Genomic DNA, 15,891 nt, shown 5'->3' with positions numbered 1-15,891 from the left:
GGCAGCGGGGCTCGAGCGCGCTGCGCTCACAGCCACGCCAGCTAAACTCGAAAGCTATGGCACATTTGCTCGGGGCCGAGTCCCTGCACCTTGAATTTCCCACCCGCGTCATCTTCGACAGCGTAACCGCCGGTCTCAACGAAGGCGACCGGATCGGCGTCGTGGGCCGCAACGGCGACGGCAAGTCCACCCTCATGCGACTGCTGGCGGGTCGGATGGAAACCGACTCCGGCCGCGTGACACGTCGTCGCGGCGTGACCATCGGTATGCTCGACCAGGCCGACGACCTCGCCTCCGGGCAGACCGTCGGCCACACCATTGTCGGCGGAATCGACGAGCACGTCTGGGCCGGCGACTCCAAGGTCCGCGACGTCATCGCGGGTCTCGTGCGGGACATCCCCTGGGACGCCCTCGTCGACGACCTCTCCGGTGGACAGCGCCGCCGGGTCGCCCTCGCCGCCGTGCTGATCGGCGACCACGACGTCATCTTCCTCGACGAGCCCACCAACCACCTCGACGTGGAGGGCATCTCGTGGCTGGCCGGCCACCTCAAGACCCGCTGGGCAACCAACTCCGGCGGGCTCGTGGTCGTCACTCACGACCGGTGGTTCCTCGACGAGGTCTGCAACATGACCTGGGAGGTGCACGACCGCCTGATCGAACCGTTCGAGGGCGGCTACGCCGCCTACATCCTTCAGCGTGTCGAACGCGACCGGATGAGCGCGGCCTCCGAATCCAAACGGCAGAACCTGATGAAGAAGGAACTGGCCTGGCTGCGCCGGGGCGCACCCGCCCGAACCGCCAAGCCCAAGTTCCGCATCGACGCCGCCAACGAACTGATCGAGAATGAGCCGCCGCCCCGAGACACCGTCTCGATGCAGTCGATGGCGATGCAGCGCCTCGGCAAGGACGTCGTCGATCTGATCGACATCTCGGTCAGGTTCGGCGAAAAGACCGTGCTGAACGACATCACGTGGCGGATCGCGCCCGGGGAGCGCACCGGCATCATGGGCGTCAACGGCGCCGGCAAGTCCACCCTGCTCAATCTCGTGGCCGGGACCCTGCAGCCGACGAAGGGCACGGTCAAGCGCGGCAAGACCATCAAGGTCGCCGTGCTCACCCAGCAGCTCTTCGAACTGGACGACATCCAGAACGACCGGGTCAGCGAGGTCATCGGCCGCCAGAAGACGAGTTACATCGCCGGCGGCAAGGAGATCACCCCTGGCCAGATGCTCGAGCGGATGGGCTTCATGAGCGCTCAGCTGACCACCCAGGTCAAGGACCTCTCCGGTGGCCAGAAGCGCCGCCTGCAGCTGCTGCTGATTGTGCTCGACGAGCCCAACGTGCTCATCCTCGACGAGCCCACCAACGACCTGGACACCGACATGCTCGCGGCGATGGAAGACCTGCTCGACTCCTTCCCCGGCACCCTGCTGGTGGTCTCTCACGACCGGTACCTGATCGAACGCGTCACCGACAACCAGTACGCCGTGACGGAAGGCGCGTTCCGGCACCTGCCCGGCGGTGTGGACGAGTACCTGGAGATGCGCAGGCGCCAGGTCAGCGGCAACGACAAGCCGGCGGCCGCGAACGCGGGAAACACCTCGGGTGGCAAAGCGCCACGCAAGCTCGCCATCGGCGGCGCCGACCTGCGCAACGCCCAGAAGGAGCTCGCATCGATCGACCGGAAGGTCGCGAAGCAGAACGCCCGGATCGCGGCCCTGCACGAGAGCCTCGCCACCCACGACCAGGCGGACTACGACGGCCTCGGCGCGCTCGGCACCGAACTGCAGGGACTGGAGACCTCCATCGCCGGGTTCGAAACCCGCTGGATCGAACTCTCTGAGCTGATCGAGGGCTGAATCGCAGATACTGTTACCGCGTGTGTCCTCACGGCCCGCGCGGTGCAGCATCCGTCGATAGCCTTGAACTGTGCCTCGCAATGCAGCGGCACAGACTCCCCACCTCGTTCGTCGTGGTTTCCCTGTGCCCGAATTGCCCCGGCAGAAACGTCGAACTCAGCAAAAGGGGAACCCATCGTGAAAAATAGACTTCTGGCCGCCCTCGCGGTCCTTCCGCTCGTCGCCCTGCTCGCCGGCTGCTCAGGCGGCGCGGCGGACGCGCCCGGCAGCGCGGCATCCCGCAACGACAAGGTCGTGAAGATCGGCGTCGTCGGGGCCAGCGACCCGTACTGGGCCGTGTACACCAAAGCCGCCGCCGCCGAGGGAATCAAGGTCGAGATCGTGGACTTCGCTGTCTTCGAGCAGCCCAACCCTGCCCTCTCTGCCGGCGAGCTCGACCTCAACCAGTTCCAGCACATCGTCTACCTGGCCGACTACAACGTCTCCAGCAAGCAGGATCTCGTGCCGATCGGCGCCACCGCGATCTACCCGCTCGGCCTCTACTCCACAAAGCACAAGAAGGTCAGCGAGATCAAGAAGGGCGACACCATCGCCGTACCGAACGACGCGAGCAACCTGGCCCGGGCGCTGCTTGTTCTGCAGTCGGCGAAGCTGATCACGCTCAAGGACGGCGGCACGATCTTCTCAACCCTCGATGACATCGACACCGGCAAGTCCAAGGTCACCGTCAGCGCTCTCGAGGCGTCGCTCACCGCAACCTCGCTGCCCGACGTGGACGGCGCTGTCATCAACAACGACTTCGTCGAGAAGGCCGGCCTCAAGTTCAGCGATGCCCTCGCCCAGGACGACCCGGCGGACCCGAACTCGCTACCGTACGTGAACGTCTTCGCGGCCCGCGCCGAGGACAAGGACAACCCGACCCTCCAGAAGCTCGTCAAGATCTACCAGACCACCAAGGCCGTTCAGGATGGTGTGCTCACGGTATCCGGCGGCTCGGCCAAGCTCGTGCAGACCCCGGTCGCCGACCTCGTGTCCTCCCTCGTCAAGGTCGAGAAAGACACCAAGGCCCAGAAGTAGCCCCGTTCCGATCGAGAGTGCCCGTTCCGGCGGGCACTCTCGACCGCAAAGGGCACAATCGCCGCGACTCTGCCGCACGCAGTTGCGCTCACGCGGCATCACGCCAGTCAGTTAGGACGTACCATGCCTACTCCCAGCCCCGTCGTTGAACTCCGTGACGTGAGCAAGGTGTACCCGCCCACGGTCAAGGGGGGCGCGGAGGTCGTCGCGATCGACGGCATCAGCCTCACGGTCGACGCCGGCGACGTCTACGGCATCATCGGGTACTCCGGCGCGGGCAAGAGCACGCTCGTGCGCCTGATCAACGCCCTCGAACGCTCGACCACCGGGGAGATCCTCGTCAACGGCCAGGACATCGCCAGGCTCCCCGAGCGGGAGCTGCGCCCGGTGCGGCTCGGCATCGGGATGATCTTCCAACAGTTCAACCTGCTCGGTTCCCGCACCGTGGCCGCGAACGTCGGCTACCCGCTCGAGGTGGCCCGCCAGCCGAAGGATGAGCGCACGGCGCGCGTCGCCGAGATGCTCGACTTCGTCGGCCTCAGCGACAAGGCCCGCGCCTACCCCGACCAGCTCTCCGGCGGCCAGAAGCAGCGGGTGGGCATCGCCAGGGCACTGGCGAGCCAGCCGGGGATCCTGCTCGCCGACGAGGCCACCAGTGCGCTCGATCCAGAGACGACGCACGAGGTGCTCGACCTGCTCGGCCGGGTCAACAAGGAATTCGGGGTCACCATCATCCTCATCACGCATGAGATGGATGTCATCCAGACCCTGGCCACCAAGGTCGCCGTGATGGACCAGGGCCGGGTGATCGAACGCGGCGACGTGTTCGACGTCTTCTCGAACCCGCAGCAGCCGGCATCCGCCCGCTTCGTCTCCACGGTGGTGAAGGGTCTCCCCTCTGAAGGTGAGCTCGCGGTGCTGCGCGACCGGCACCCCGGGCGGATCGTCACACTCGCCTTCCGCGACAGCAGCGTCGATCAGGCCAGGGTATTCGGCGAGTTCGCCGCCGCCGGTATCACCTTCGAGGTCGTCTACGGCGGGATCAACGAGATCCAGGGCCGTTCATTCGGCCACCTCACCCTCGCCCTGACCGCCGGCCCGGAGGCCGTTCGCGCCGGCGGCGCCGACGCGACCATCGACGCCGTGCTCGACCGGGTCCGAACGCGCACCATCGTCACGGAGGTGCGCTGATGGACTCCCTGATCACCCTGATGCCCGAGTTCTGGAAGGCCGCGGGGGAGACCCTGTACATCGTCGGCTTCACCCTCTTCTTCGGCGGCCTCGGCGGCCTGATCGTCGGCCTGGGCCTCTACCTGACCCGGGCCGGCAGCATCCTTGCCAACAAGCCCGTCTTCGTGGTGCTCAACCTGCTCGTGAACATCGTGCGCCCGATCCCGTTCATCATCTTCCTCGCCGCGGCCCAGCCCCTGGCCCGGATGGTCGTCGGCACCGGAATCGGCAACAACGCGATCATCTTCACCATCTCGCTCGCGGCCTCCTTCGCGATGGGGCGGATCGTCGAACAGAACCTGCTCACGGTGACGCCCGGGGTGATCGAGGCTGCCCGCAGCGTGGGGGCCGGACCGCTCCGGATCATCTTCACGGTGCTGCTGCCGGAGGCGCTCGGCCCGCTCATCCTCGGCTACACCTTCATCTTTGTGGCACTCGTGGACATGTCCGCGGTCGCCGGGTACGTCGGCGGCGGTGGCCTCGGAAACTTCGCCCTGCTCTACGGCTACCGCCAGTTCAACCCGGTGGTCACCTGGGCGGCCGTGCTGCTGATCATCGTGCTCGTGCAACTCGTGCAATTCCTCGGCAACCGGCTGGCCCGGAAGGCGTTCCGGCGCTAGGGACAACCAGTCGTGCGCCGCTGGAACGGCCCGGCGGGCCGAAGTAGACTGGACCATGACTTCCGAGGGTTTTGCTGAGATCGAGCGCAAATTCGACGTGAATCCGGCGACGCCGTTACCGCCCCTGCACGACCTGCCCGGCGTCACCCACGTCGCCCCGCCGGTCGAGCACCACCTGGACGCCCTCTACTTCGACACCGGCGACCTCACGCTTGCAAGCCGGCGGATCACGCTGCGCCGGCGCGACGGAGGCGACGACGCCGGCTGGCACCTCAAAACCCCCGTCGCCGTCGACGAACGCCGCGAGATTCGAGAACCGGTCGGGGTGGACCCCGACGAGATCCCGGAAGCCATACTGCGCCTCGTGCGGGTGTACCTGCGCGGCCGGTCGCTGATGCCGATCGTTCGGCTCCGCACCTCAAGAGTCGTGCACCACCTCGTCGGCCGGGACGACGCCGTGCTCGCCGAAGTCTGCGACGACTCCGTGCAGGCCGAACGGTTCGGATCCGAACCGCTGAACCAGGCGTGGCGTGAATGGGAGATCGAACTCGTCGACGGGTCCCGGGCCCTACTCGACGCGGCCCAGGAGAGGCTGTCGACCGTGGGAGTGGACCCGGCCGCGAGCCCGTCCAAGCTCGCCCGTGCCCTGGGTGACCGCGCGCCTGCCCTCGCGCCCGTCGTGCCGGAACGGCCGGGTCCCGGCAGCTCGACCGGGGACGTGCTGCTGGCCTACCTGCGGGCGCAGGTCGAGATGGTCACGACCGAAGACCCGTCCGTGCGGGAAGGAGCCGGGGATGCATTGCATCGGATGCGCGTCGCCACCAGGCGGCTACGCTCGGCCCTGTCCACCTACGGTCCGCTCGTCGACGCGGGGGTCGCCGACCCGCTTCGTGTCGAGCTGCGCTGGATCGCGGGCGTGCTCGGCGGCGCCAGGGACGCCCAGGTGATGCGCCGGCGCCTCGCCCACCGGCTGGACCTGGAGCCGACCGAACTGACCGCCGGACCGGTCGCCCCGCGGATCGACGAGCACTTCTCCACCGTCGTACGGATCAGCGATGCGGACACCCGTTCCGCCCTCGACTCCGACCGCTACTTCCGGCTTCTCGACACCCTCGACGAGTTGCTGGAGTCTCCGCCGCTGTACCGCACGGCCGACAAACCGGCACGGAAGCTCGTTCCCGGCCTGATCCGCGCCGACTGGAAGCATCTCCGCGCGGCGGTCCGTGCGGCGCGCCGAACCGCGGCAGGCAGCGAACGCGACGCGGCACTGCACGAGGTGCGCAAACGCGCCAAGCAGCTGCGCTACGCGGCGGAGACGGCCGCACCGCTCCGGAGCAAGCGGGCTTCAAGGCTCGTCGCCGCGGCCCGACAGGTTCAGGAGATCCTCGGCGACCACCAGGACAGCGTCGTCGCGCGGGGCGAACTGCTCGGCCTCGGCATGAAGGCGTTCCTGTTCAACGAGAACGCATTTACCTATGGGCGGATGCACGCGGTCGAGGAGGCCGGCGCGGCCGGCACCGAGGCCCGATTCTTCACGGCCTGGAAGGACTTCCCCTCCGCCTCGATCAAGAAGTAGGGGCGCACCGCCGCGTCGGCCTGCCGGTTCAGTCGAGGTGCTCAGTCGAAGTCGAGGCTGAGCTTGCGCAGCAGTCCGGACAGCCGGTCCTGTTCGCTGGTCGACAGGGTCGAGAGCAACTCGGCCTCGGCGTCAACCAGGCGGGTGATCGCGGCGTCCACGCGGGTCAGACCGGCCGGATTCATCCCCACGAAGATGCCGCGCCCGTCGTTGGGGTCGGTGCGGCGGGTAACCAGGCCGCGCTCGACCAGGCGGTCGATCCGGTTGGTCATCGTGCCGCTGGAGACCAGGGTCTGCTGCAGCAGGGCCTTCGGGCTCAGCTCGTAGGGTGCGCCGGCCCGGCGCAGTGCCGAAAGCACGTCGAACTCCCAGGACTCCAGTTCAGAGCGGGAAAACGCGGTGCGCCTGGCCCGATCCAGATGTTTGGAGAGTCGGCCCACCCGGGACAGGACCTGCAGCGGAGCGAAGTCAAGGTCGGGGCGTTCGCGCAACCAGGCGACTACGATCCGGTCGACTTCATCATGGGCGGGCATCGTCCCATTATCCGGCCTCGGGGTGGCCCTCGTTGTTCGCTTGCGCGCCGCGCACGATACTTCTGGCAGACTTGTCAGCGTTGGTCGGCCCCGGGCCGGCGAATTCCGCCGTGGTGTAATGGCAGCACGACAGCCTTTGGAGCTGTTAGGTCCAGGTTCGAGTCCTGGCGGCGGAGCACTGGTTGCCTGCCAGTGGCGCTCCTCCGGTCTTCCCGGCCGGCAACACGAAAAGCAAAGAGGAAACCACGTGACCGATTCCCGTCTCGCTATCGTCGTGCTGGCCGCAGGCCAGGGCACCCGAATGAAATCCAGCACCCCGAAGCTACTGCACCCGCTCGCCGGGCTCCCCATCCTCAGCCACGTCCTCGCCACCTCGCGCGCGCTGGGAGCCGCCCACGTCGTCACCGTCGTGCGCCACGAACGCGACCTGGTCGCCGCCCTGGTGGCCGAGGACCTGCCCGAGAGCCTGATCGTCGACCAGGACGAGATCCCCGGCACCGGCCGGGCGGTGGAGCTGGCCGTCGCGGCACTCCCCGCCGACTTCGAGGGGGACGTCCTCGTGGTCTCAGGTGATGTGCCGCTGCTGAACTCCGCCACCCTGGCCAGCTTCGTCGCCGCGCACCGCGAGCGGGAGGTCTCCGCCACGGTGCTCTCGTCCTTTCCGGAGGACTCCACCGGCTATGGCCGCATCGTGCGCTCCGAGTCGGGCGGCTTCGACCGCATTGTGGAGCAGAAGGATGCGTCGGCCGAGGAACGTGGGATCGCCGAGACCAACGCCGGCGTCTACGCCTTCAGCGTCGCCGAACTGCGTGAGCAGCTCGGGCACCTCACCACCGAGAATGTTCAGGGCGAGAAGTACCTGACCGACGTGATCGGGCTCCTCCGCGACGCCGGCTCGGCGGTGCGCGCCGTGCCGGTGGCGGATGCCTGGCTCGTCGCCGGGATCAACGACCGCGCCCAGCTCAGCGAGACCGCGCGCCAGCTCAACGGTTTCATCGTGCACGGCTGGCAGCTGGCCGGCGTCACCGTTCAGGACCCGGCCACCACCTGGATCGACCTCAAGGCGCAGATTGCGCCGGATGTGACGATCCTGCCCGGCACCCAGATCCTCGGGGCGACGGTGATCGAGACCGGCGCCGTGATCGGCCCGGACACCACCCTCGTGGACTGCGAGGTCGGCGAGAACGCGGTGGTCAAGCGCACCGACGCGACGCTCGCGGTGATCGGCGCCGGGGCATCGGTCGGCCCGTTCTCCTACCTGCGACCCGGCACCATCCTGGGCGCGGACGGCAAGATCGGGGCATTCGTCGAGACCAAGAACGCCACCATCGGCGTCGGCAGCAAGGTGCCGCACCTGAGTTACGTCGGAGACGCCACAGTGGGCGAACAGTCCAATATCGGGGCAGGCACGATCTTCGCCAACTACGACGGCGTGAACAAGCACCGGAGCGAAATCGGGTCGCATGTGCGCACCGGGTCGCACAACGTGTTCGTCGCGCCGATTAGGATTGGGGACGGAGCGTACACGGGAGCCGGCACAATCGTCCGCAAGGACGTGCCGGCCGGGGCGTTGTCCCTGAGCGTTGCTCCTCAACGCAATATGGACGGCTGGGTTGAGACCCACCGCCCAGGAACCGACGCGGCGGTGGCCGCGGCAAAGAGCGGAGACTAGGTGTCTGGAATCAAGACCAGCGGCGAAAAGCGACTTGTATTGGTTTCGGGGCGAGCTCACCCGCAACTGGCCCTGGACATCGCCACGGAGCTTGGTACCGAACTCGTCCACACTGACGCCCGCACCTTCGCGAACGGGGAGATTTACGCCCGCTTCGACGAGAGCGTGCGTGGAAGCGACACCTTTGTCATCCAGTCGCACACCAACCCGATCAACGAATGGCTGATGGAACAGCTCATCATGGTCGACGCGCTCAAGCGGGCCTCCGCCAAGCGGATCACCGTGGTCGCGCCGTTCTACCCTTACGCCCGCCAGGACAAGAAGGGCCGCGGCCGCGAGCCGATCTCGGCCCGCCTCGTCGCCGACCTGTTCAAGGTCGCCGGCGCAGACCGGATCATGGCGGTCGATCTGCACGCCGCTCAGATCCAGGGCTTCTTCGACGGGCCCGTTGACCACCTCTTCGCCATGCCGGTGCTGCTGGAGCATTTCAAGGAGAAGCTCGACCCGGCCACCCTCACCGTCGTCTCGCCGGACATGGGCCGCGTGCGCGTCGCCGACATCTGGAGTGACAAGCTCGGCGCCCCGCTGGCCATTATCCACAAACGTCGCGACCCCCTGGTGCCCAACCGGGTCTCCGTGCACGAGATCGTCGGCCAGGTCGAGGGCCGGGTCTGCCTGATCGTCGACGATATGATCGACACCGGTCGCACGATCGTGCTTGCCGCCGAGGCGCTGCGCAAGGCCGGTGCGATCGGCGTCGTCGTCGCCGCTACCCACGCCGTGTTCAGCCACCCGGCGCTCGAACTGCTGCAGAACCCGGCGATCTCCGAGGTCGTCGTCACCGACACCCTGCCGATCCCGATGGAGAAGCGCTTCCCCACGCTCACCGTGCTGCCGATCGCCCCGCTGCTGGCGCGCGCGATCCATGAGGTGTTCGACGAGGGTTCCGTCACGTCGATGTTCGAGGGCGCCGCGTAAGGGCACCGAACGGCTTCCGGCCGGTCGTCGACGGATGTCGGTGGCCGGCCATCGGTCTGTCCGGGCTCGGTCGCGGGCTCGGTCGCGGGTTCGGTCGCGGGTTCGATCGCGCGGGGAGTCGGAGCCCGCGTTCTGCGCCGACCGGGCCTACGCGTGGATGCCGGCCTCCGCGGCCCGCGGCGCGGAGGGGATGATGCCGAGGGGGAGGACGTAGGTCTCCCGTTCGTTGCGGTCGACCGCGTAGCACTGCCAGCCGAGCCCGCCCGGCCCGGTCAGCTCGAAGTGGGCGTCCGACCCGACCGAGTCCGGGTAGAAGTGCTGGGTTGCCACCCGGCAGGTGTTCGCGGCGGTCGTCGTCGCGACCTGCAGCGTGGTCAGGATGCCGGGCACGATCAGCGCCACGAGCCCCAGCACGACGACGACGCGCATGAGCGTGAGGGCGCGCCGACTGCGCAGGGGCCGGTCGGCGTCCTGCGGTTCGTAGCCGGAGAGTTCGGGGTGTTCGTCGCTCATGTCCGTCCCAGTATCCCAAACCCGGCGCCTGTGCGCTGGCAGTCCCCGGACGACCCGAGATGTTGCCGAAGCGGACGACTGTTGCCCGCACGCCGGCGACAGTTGTCCGCTTCGGCAACGATTGTCCCGGCAGGTGCTATCCCTCCCCAGGCGCGCGGGCCCGCGCAGGCCCCACGGAATTCGGGCGGAGCGGCGCCGGCCTGACGCAGGCTGTGAACCTTAGCGGATGGCTGACGAGAGCATCGACGAGCACACTGGGCTGTACCTCTCGGGCGGTGCAGCCGCCACTGAGTCAGCCGGGCGGCAGTTTCGGCGGGAGTCGCAGGCCGGGAGGAGCGCCCTTCGGTTGCGCCGCGGCGTCTTCACCACTATCGAGTATTGGGCGGGGCTCCCACCGAGGCAGAGGCACCTCGCGGAGGTCCGGGCCGTCGTCGCGACTCGAACGCGGGACCCGCTGATCAGTCACCAATCGGCGGCGGTCGTGTGGGGGATTCCCCTGGCCGACGCCTGGCCGAGCACCGTGCACGTGCTGGCCCCACCGAACTCCAGGGCGCGGAGCAAGAACGGTGTCACGGTCCACCGCAGCGACATCCCCGACCGGGACGTCGTCGAATTCGACGGGATGCTCGTGACCAGTCCCGCCCGGACCCTCATCGACCTGGCGCGTACGGTGAGTTTCACCACCGCCGTCGTTGCGATCGACCATGCCCTTAATCCGCGGAACGCATCGCCGGAGGTCTTCTTGACCGCGGAGGTGCTCAGCGAGAAACTCCACGAGTCGGCCTCGGCCCGGGGAGCCGTGAGGGCGGACCGGGCCATCGGCTTCGGTCGGCCCAATGCGGACAACCCCGGTGAATCGATGAGTCGCGTGGCGATCTTCGAACTGGGTTTCCCTGATCCACTGCTTCAGACGTGCCATCCCAACCCTCGCGGCGGCTTCTACTTCACCGACTTCGAATGGCCGGCCTATCGCCTGATCGGGGAGTTCGACGGGAAGGGCAAGTACGTGAAGGACGAGTACCTGCGGGGACTGACCCCCGGGGAAGCGGTCCATCGTGAGAAGGTTCGCGAAGACGACCTCCGCGCGGAAGGCAATCGCGTGGCGCGCTGGGGTCCGTCCGATTTGCGCCGGCGCCAGTCGCTGCTGCGCATCCTCACGACCGCGGGGCTCCCGGTCCTTCGCTGACCGGGCGATTGGAAGCAAGGACTGTTGCCGGAGCGGACAACTGTTGCCGGGATGCCGGCAACACTCGTCCGCTCCGGCAACAGTTGCCCACCGGAGGTGGGCGGCTAGTGCGAGGAACCCTCGGTCTCGACCTCGCTGCGGTCGCCCGACCACAGGGTGTGGAAGGTGCCGGGCAGGTCGACGCGCTTGTAGGTGTGCGCCCCGAAGAAGTCCCGCTGGCCCTGCACGAGCGCGGCGGGCAGCCGCTCGCTCGCGAGCGAGTCGAAGTAGCTCAGCGCTGACGCGAACCCGGGAACCGGGATGCCGGAGAGCGCCGCGGTCGACACGACCCGGCGCCAGGCCGACTCGCTGTCGGCGACGGCCTTGGCGAAGTACGGGTCGACGAGCAGGGTCGGGATCGACGGATCGTTCGCGTAGGCGTCGACGATCCGGTTGAGGAACTGCGCGCGGATGATGCAGCCGCCACGCCAGATCGTGGCGATGGCGCCCTTGTCGATCTTCCAGCCGTACTTCTCGGCGCCGGCGATGATCGCGTCGAAGCCCTGGGCATACGCCACGACCTTGGAGGCGTAGAGCGCCTGGCGTACGTCGTCTTGGAAGGTGTGGCCGACCACCGCGATCTCCGGTCGGGCGCCCTGGGCCGCCCGGAGCGGCACGCGCTGTTCCGGGTGGCTGGACACGGCGCGGGCGAAGACAGCCTCGGCGATGCCGCCGACGGGCACGCCCAGGTCGAGGGCGTTCTGAACGGTCCAGACCCCGGTGCCCTTCGAGCCGGCCTCGTCGAGCACGACGTCGACGAAGGGCAGGCCGGTCTTCGCGTCGACCTGGCGGAGCACCTCGGCGGTGATCTCGATCAGGTAGCTCTCGAGCTCGCCGGCGTTCCAGTCGGTGAACACGTCCGCGATGGCGGCGGGAGAGTGCCCGCCGACCCTGCGGAGTAGATCGTAGGCCTCGGCGATGAGCTGCATGTCGGCGTATTCGATGCCGTTGTGAATCATCTTGACGAAGTGGCCCGCGCCATCAGTGCCCACGTGTGTGACGCAGGGCACGCCGTCGACGACGGCGGCGATCGACTCGAGGATCGGGCCGAGGGTCTCGTACGCCTCGATGGAGCCACCCGGCATGATGCTGGGGCCTTTGAGGGCACCCTCCTCGCCGCCGGAGATGCCGGCGCCGACGAAGTTCACGCCGGTCTCGCGAACGTCCTTCTCCCTGCGGATGGTGTCCTGGAAGTCGGCGTTGCCGCCATCGACGATGATGTCGCCCGGCTCGAACAGGGCGGTCAGCTGGCTGATCACGGCATCCGTGCCCGTGCCGGCCTGAACCATGATGATCGCGGTGCGCGGCTTCTGGAGGGACGCGGCGAACTCCTCGATCGTCTCGGAGGCGACGAAGTTCGCCTCCGGGTGCTCGCCGGTGAGGAGGCGGGTGCGTCCGGGAGAGCGATTGTAGACCGCCACCGTGTTCCCCGTGCGGCTGGCGAGGTTGCGGGCCAGATTCGACCCCATCACCGCCAATCCCACTACGCCAATGTTTGCCTGTGCTGCGCCGGTTTCGGCCACGTTTGCTCCTTCAGGTGATTGAACTCAAACCTTCTCCAACGTTACTGCGTCGGCCTGAACGGTGGCGTGGCCAGTCGGTCGGCCTCCGGGGCGACGGATGACGGCCCACCGGTTCGCCCCGGCCGCCCCGCTCCGCTAGGCTCACTAGTTGAACTTCGGCGAGGGCTGTCGGCGGCGGATTGCGTCCATCGGCATCCGTTATCGACGCGGCGGGATGCTTCACGGCCTTTCCTCACGCGCACACGCGTTCGAGTTGAACCAGTACCCACGATTCCCGGACCCAGGTCCGCGAAACCAGACTGGGCCGTCCAGGCCCGCAAGGAGAAATATCATGGCTGAGGCCAAGAAGAAGGTTGTCGCAGACAACAAGATTTCCGCCGACCTGCGCGTGAAGTTCGGCAAGGGCGCTGCCCGCAAGCTGCGCGTGCTGGGCAAGATCCCCGCCGTCATCTACGGCCATGGCACCGACCCGGTGCACGTAGCCCTCCCGGCCCACCAGATCGGACTGCTGCTGCGCCGCGCCAACGCCGTGCTCGAACTGGACGTCGAAGGCACCACCCACCTCACCCTGGTGAAGGATGTGCAGAAGGACCCGTTCCTGCAGATCATCGAGCACCTCGACCTCATCGTCATCCGCAAGGGTGAGAAGGTCCAGGTCGAGGTTTCCGTGCACCTGACCGGCGAGGCCGTTTCCGGCACCATCGCCGACCTGGACTCGAAGTTCCTCATGCTCGAGGTCGAGGCCACGAACATCCCGCAGAACATCGTCGTCTCCATCGACGGGCTCGATGACGGAGCCCAGATCCACGCGAAGGACGTCGTCCTCCCCGAGGGCGCGACGCTCATCTCCGACCCCGAGGCCGTCGTGGTCTACGTGCACCTGCCCGCCGCCGAGGAAGAGGAAGAGCCGGTCGAAGACGAGGCCGCCGAGGCTCCTGTAGCCGAGTAGTCTTCCCCATCTGGCTTCGTCGACCGCGGAGGAATTCCCTGGACGAGAATCTCTGGCTCGTAGTCGGGCTCGGTAACCCCGGGCCCGGCTACGCCGGCAACCGCCACAACGTCGGCCACATGGTCGCGGCCGTGCTCGCCGACCGTCTGTCTGCGAACTTCAAGAACCACAAAACCAATTCGGCGGTCGCCGAGGGGCGCAGCTTCCCCGGCGGACCCAAGCTGGTGCTCGCCAAGCCGAGCACCTACATGAACGTGTCCGGCGGCCCCGTCGCCGCACTCCTGCGCTTCTACTCGCTCGAGCCCGACCGGTTGATCGTCATCCACGACGATCTCGACCTCCCCTTCGACACGCTCAAGATCAAGGTCGGCGGCGGCCATGGCGGCCACAACGGCCTTCGCGACATCATCGCCGCGAACGGCACGAAGGAGTTCGTTCGGATCCGGCTCGGCATCGGGCGCCCGCCCGGGCGCCAGGACGCGGCCGACTTCGTGCTGCACGATTTCGGCAAGGACGAGCGGGCGATCCTGCCCAACCTGCTGACGGATGCCGCCGACGCGATCGAACTGATCGCGGCCGAGGGCGTCACCGTCGCCCAGCAGAAGTTTCACTCGCCGTAAGCGTTACGCCGCCGCAGCCTAGCCGAGGTCGGCCTGGACGCGCTTCATGAACTCAGCCGGCGAGATCGCCCCCGTCACGAGTCTCGCGGCATTGGTCTTGCTTGTGCTCGTCGCCTGGGCGCTGAAAAGTGTGTCGAACGGCAGAACGCTGGTCTTCGAAGCGGCGATTGTGCCCTCGACTTGCGCGGTGAGGGTGGTGACGGGCGCGTTGCCGTGCACCGTGAGCCCGGTGAGGACGCCGTGGCTGCTGAGTGCTCCGTTGCCGTAGTTCTGCGCGATGCAACTGAGCCAGTCCGCAGTCTTCGAGTCGTACGTCGCCGCGGACATCCCCAGGGGCACGCCGACGGCGGCCCCGATCTGGGTTCTCGAGCCGGCTCCGCCCGGGATACCCGGGAACGGGAGGAAACCGACGTTCTCGGAGCCGATGGCCGCCTTGGCGGCGTCCGTGAAATCGGCGAGGGACTGGCTGTCCCCATAGAAGAAGGCCGCCTTCCCGGTCAGGAACGTGTTTTCGGCGGCAGCGGAGTCGATCGCGCGGAGACCAGGACTGAAGTAACCCCGGTCACCGAGGTCTGCGATTGCCTGTGCGCCCGCAACATACTCGGGGTCGGTGAGCGTGGCTTTCCCCGCAGCAACGGCCGCGAACGCATCCGGCCCGACCGTGCGGGAAATGAATGCGCCGACGAGGCGCGCCAGCGGCCGTCCGTCCGTGCCGGCCGCTGCGAACGACGTCAGGCCCGCGGACTTGACTGTTGCGGCGGTACTGAGGAGTTCGTCCCAGGTGGCGGGCGGGGTGACCCCATTGTCCGCGAGGATCTTCTTGTTGTAACAGAAGCCCTCGACGGTGAGCTCGGACGGCAGCCCGATCACGCTGCCGTAGACGTTCGTGATGGCCTGTCCGGCTGCGGGCAGGATCTCGTTCGTAAGGCCGAGATCGCCCAGTGCCGTGCCGACGTTGAGGAGCCGGCCGCTCGCTGTGAGGTCCTGGGCAAGCGTCGGCGTGGTGCCCAGGGCGAAGACGGACGGGAGGGAGTTCTGGTCTGCGAGTTGCTGAAGCCTGTGGTCGTAACTGGCCTGCGGCTCGTCGACCACTGTGAGCGGCAATGCTGCGTTCTGGTCCCTGCATGCGCCTGCGCTCAAGGCAATGAGGGTGGACTTGGCAACGGGCGTCTCGGTGATCGAGAGAAAGGAAAACGCCGTCGGAACACTGGTGGCCGCTGCTTCGGCCGAACACCCGGTCACCACGAGTGCGCTCATGCCGAGTCCGACAATGATCGTGATCCAGGCGCCTCCGCGGCGGGTGGCTCGTGCTTCGGTCACAATTTCTCCTCGACAGGCGTCCTCCGCTATCGGGCACTTCAATGACCGGCGAAGGGGTCCGCACTGAACAATGCCAATCCGACATGGACAAGCGCCTACCGAGATGAACAAGAACTATCGAGTGGGCAAAATCTAAGAATTCGGGTGGCGGATGCCGCCGGCCGGCCCCGATCCCTCCCCCCGCCGGCCGGCA

Annotated in this window: 14 protein-coding genes and 1 tRNA gene; 11 read left to right on the top strand and 4 right to left on the bottom strand. The window is 67.6% G+C overall.

Translation table 11 applies throughout. From position 1 onward, the window contains the following. Positions 1 to 56 precede the first annotated feature (56 nt). The 5 genes from E3O19_RS10685 (at position 57) to E3O19_RS10665 (ending at position 6,365) form a co-directional block, all read left to right on the top strand. Positions 57 to 1,862, top strand: a complete 1,806-nt coding sequence (locus E3O19_RS10685) for an ABC-F family ATP-binding cassette domain-containing protein (protein ID WP_134567439.1) — start codon at positions 57 to 59, stop codon at positions 1,860 to 1,862. 177 nt (positions 1,863 to 2,039) lie between these two features. Beyond that, a complete protein-coding gene (locus tag E3O19_RS10680; RefSeq protein ID WP_134567437.1) occupies positions 2,040 to 2,939 on the top strand; it encodes a MetQ/NlpA family ABC transporter substrate-binding protein in 900 nt (299 codons plus the stop codon). Positions 2,940 to 3,062: 123 nt separating this feature from the next. Then, the gene (locus tag E3O19_RS10675) at positions 3,063 to 4,130 is read left to right on the top strand and encodes a methionine ABC transporter ATP-binding protein (RefSeq protein WP_134567436.1); all 1,068 of its coding nucleotides are present in this window, start codon (positions 3,063 to 3,065) and stop codon (positions 4,128 to 4,130) included. Continuing rightward, on the top strand, positions 4,130 to 4,789 hold the full coding sequence (locus E3O19_RS10670) for a methionine ABC transporter permease (RefSeq protein WP_134567434.1): 660 nt from the start codon (positions 4,130 to 4,132) through the stop codon (positions 4,787 to 4,789). The genes E3O19_RS10675 and E3O19_RS10670 overlap by 1 nt, the downstream gene beginning before the upstream one ends. A gap of 55 nt (positions 4,790 to 4,844) precedes the next feature. Continuing rightward, positions 4,845 to 6,365 (top strand): CYTH and CHAD domain-containing protein, encoded by a 1,521-nt coding sequence (locus E3O19_RS10665; protein ID WP_134567432.1) that lies wholly within the window; start codon positions 4,845 to 4,847, stop codon positions 6,363 to 6,365. A gap of 41 nt (positions 6,366 to 6,406) precedes the next feature. Here E3O19_RS10665 and E3O19_RS10660 read toward each other — a convergent pair whose 3' ends face one another. Beyond that, positions 6,407 to 6,898: a MarR family winged helix-turn-helix transcriptional regulator gene (locus E3O19_RS10660; RefSeq protein ID WP_134567430.1), complete on the bottom strand. Its 492-nt coding sequence runs from the start codon at positions 6,896 to 6,898 to the stop codon at positions 6,407 to 6,409. Between the two features lie 104 nt (positions 6,899 to 7,002). Between E3O19_RS10660 and E3O19_RS10655 the strand changes: the two genes are divergently transcribed. The 3 genes from E3O19_RS10655 to E3O19_RS10645 all read left to right on the top strand — a co-directional run bounded on the left by E3O19_RS10655 (position 7,003) and on the right by E3O19_RS10645 (position 9,548). Next, positions 7,003 to 7,074 (top strand) — tRNA-Gln (locus E3O19_RS10655). A 71-nt stretch (positions 7,075 to 7,145) separates the two neighbouring features. Continuing rightward, the gene (glmU, locus tag E3O19_RS10650) at positions 7,146 to 8,570 is read left to right on the top strand and encodes a bifunctional UDP-N-acetylglucosamine diphosphorylase/glucosamine-1-phosphate N-acetyltransferase GlmU (protein ID WP_134567428.1); all 1,425 of its coding nucleotides are present in this window, start codon (positions 7,146 to 7,148) and stop codon (positions 8,568 to 8,570) included. Continuing rightward, positions 8,571 to 9,548, top strand: a complete 978-nt coding sequence (locus tag E3O19_RS10645) for a ribose-phosphate diphosphokinase (protein WP_134510848.1) — start codon at positions 8,571 to 8,573, stop codon at positions 9,546 to 9,548. 147 nt (positions 9,549 to 9,695) lie between these two features. Here the strand turns inward: E3O19_RS10645 and E3O19_RS10640 are convergent, their stop codons facing one another. Then, a complete protein-coding gene (locus tag E3O19_RS10640; protein WP_134567426.1) occupies positions 9,696 to 10,061 on the bottom strand; it encodes a hypothetical protein in 366 nt (121 codons plus the stop codon). A 226-nt stretch (positions 10,062 to 10,287) separates the two neighbouring features. On the opposite strand from E3O19_RS10640, the gene E3O19_RS10635 reads away from it, so the two are divergent. After that, entirely contained in the window at positions 10,288 to 11,247 is a 960-nt protein-coding gene (locus E3O19_RS10635) for a type IV toxin-antitoxin system AbiEi family antitoxin domain-containing protein (RefSeq protein WP_134567424.1), read from the top strand. 104 nt (positions 11,248 to 11,351) lie between these two features. On the opposite strand, the gene gndA is transcribed toward E3O19_RS10635, so the two are convergent. Then, positions 11,352 to 12,755, bottom strand: coding sequence for an NADP-dependent phosphogluconate dehydrogenase (gene gndA, locus E3O19_RS10630; protein ID WP_241981318.1), 1,404 nt, complete (start codon positions 12,753 to 12,755; stop codon positions 11,352 to 11,354). A gap of 385 nt (positions 12,756 to 13,140) precedes the next feature. Between gndA and E3O19_RS10625 the strand changes: the two genes are divergently transcribed. Both E3O19_RS10625 and pth read left to right on the top strand, forming a co-directional pair. Further along, positions 13,141 to 13,758, top strand: coding sequence for a 50S ribosomal protein L25/general stress protein Ctc (locus E3O19_RS10625; protein ID WP_134567421.1), 618 nt, complete (start codon positions 13,141 to 13,143; stop codon positions 13,756 to 13,758). 38 nt (positions 13,759 to 13,796) lie between these two features. Then, positions 13,797 to 14,378, top strand: a complete 582-nt coding sequence (gene pth / locus E3O19_RS10620; RefSeq protein WP_134567419.1) for an aminoacyl-tRNA hydrolase — start codon at positions 13,797 to 13,799, stop codon at positions 14,376 to 14,378. Positions 14,379 to 14,396: 18 nt separating this feature from the next. Here the strand turns inward: pth and E3O19_RS10615 are convergent, their stop codons facing one another. Beyond that, positions 14,397 to 15,698, bottom strand: coding sequence for an ABC transporter substrate-binding protein (locus tag E3O19_RS10615; protein ID WP_134567417.1), 1,302 nt, complete (start codon positions 15,696 to 15,698; stop codon positions 14,397 to 14,399). Between the last annotated feature and the right edge of the window lie 193 nt (positions 15,699 to 15,891).

This window comes from Cryobacterium algoritolerans (assembly GCF_004402785.1).
Lineage (GTDB): Bacteria > Actinomycetota > Actinomycetes > Actinomycetales > Microbacteriaceae > Cryobacterium > Cryobacterium algoritolerans.
This window is presented reverse-complemented; position numbering and strand designations above follow the sequence as displayed.